This is a genomic window from Adlercreutzia sp. DFI.6.23, from assembly GCF_024462535.1.
Lineage (GTDB): Bacteria > Actinomycetota > Coriobacteriia > Coriobacteriales > Eggerthellaceae > Adlercreutzia > Adlercreutzia rubneri.
In genome coordinates, this window is record NZ_JANGBP010000699.1 from 1 (window position 1) to 292 (window position 292).

At 68.2% G+C, this 292-nt stretch carries 1 protein-coding gene; it reads left to right on the forward strand.

Going from position 1 to position 292, the window contains the following annotated elements:
- On the forward strand, positions 1 to 292 hold a 292-nt coding region (locus NE591_RS15110; RefSeq protein ID WP_256157084.1), incomplete at both ends, for a hypothetical protein.

Below are 292 nucleotides of genomic sequence, written 5' to 3' on the forward strand. Positions count from 1 at the left end.
GTATCGCCGTGTCGGCGGACGGCGGGGCGGCGCGCGTGGTCGAGAAGCGGCCTGTCGAGGATGCTCCGTCGGTGTTCTTTCCGGGCTGCTCGATGGTAAACTACGCGCCCGCGCTCGGGTCGGTTATGGCTGATTATCTCGCGGGTGCGGGCATCGCGCAGGGCGTCTCCCTTCTGTGCTGCGGCAACGATGCGATGCACGCCGGCCCGGGCAAAGGCCTCGCGCATCTTCTCGTCAACCGTGTCGCGACGGGCCGCTCCCCCCTCCTCGAAATCGAGGATCTTGCCGCAGC